Annotated in this window: 1 protein-coding gene; it reads right to left on the reverse strand. The window is 69.8% G+C overall.

The window, feature by feature from the left end:
• Positions 1–597 (reverse strand): polyketide synthase dehydratase domain-containing protein (locus IEZ31_RS55830; RefSeq protein ID WP_190258301.1); only part of this gene is annotated, 597 nt, incomplete at its 3' end.
• Positions 598–609: the final 12 nt, after the last annotated feature.

Consider the following 609-nt stretch of genomic DNA (forward strand, 5'->3'; position numbering starts at 1 on the left):
TACCGCCGCCGGGACCGTCCCAGCCACACCCAAAACGCCCGTGGCATGCCGGGTCCAATCCCCACCACCCTCAGCCCGCGAATGGATCGCCAGATCACCATCGGCACCGACCGTGACCTGCAACTCGACGCCGCCATGAGCAGGAACGACGAGCGGCGCCTGCAACGTCAACTCCCGCACCACCGAAAGCCCCGACTCGTCACCAGCCCGAACCGCCAACTCCACCAAACCAGTACCAGCCAGCAACGTGGTACCAGCGATGACATGGTCGGCCAACCACGGCTGCGTCGCGAGCGAGATACGGCCGGTGAGAACGCAACCCTGTCCGTCGGCGAAACTGATCGCCGCGTCGACGAGCCGGTCGCCGGCGCCGGGGGCGTTCAGCCAGTAGTGGGTGTGCTCGAAGGCGTAGGTCGGCGGGACGGCCGGCGCCGAGGCGCCGCCGAGGACGGCTGTCCAGTCCAGCTCCACCCCGGCGGCATACAGCCCGGCCGCGGCGTTGACGAGGTGCCCGGTGCGCAGTGTCGGCACGACGGTGGCGTCCGGCGCGGTCGCGGCGATCATCGACGTCAGCACCCCGTCGGGACTGACGTCCACGAACAGCCCCAC

The organism is Dactylosporangium sucinum (assembly GCF_014647515.1).
GTDB lineage: Bacteria > Actinomycetota > Actinomycetes > Mycobacteriales > Micromonosporaceae > Dactylosporangium > Dactylosporangium sucinum.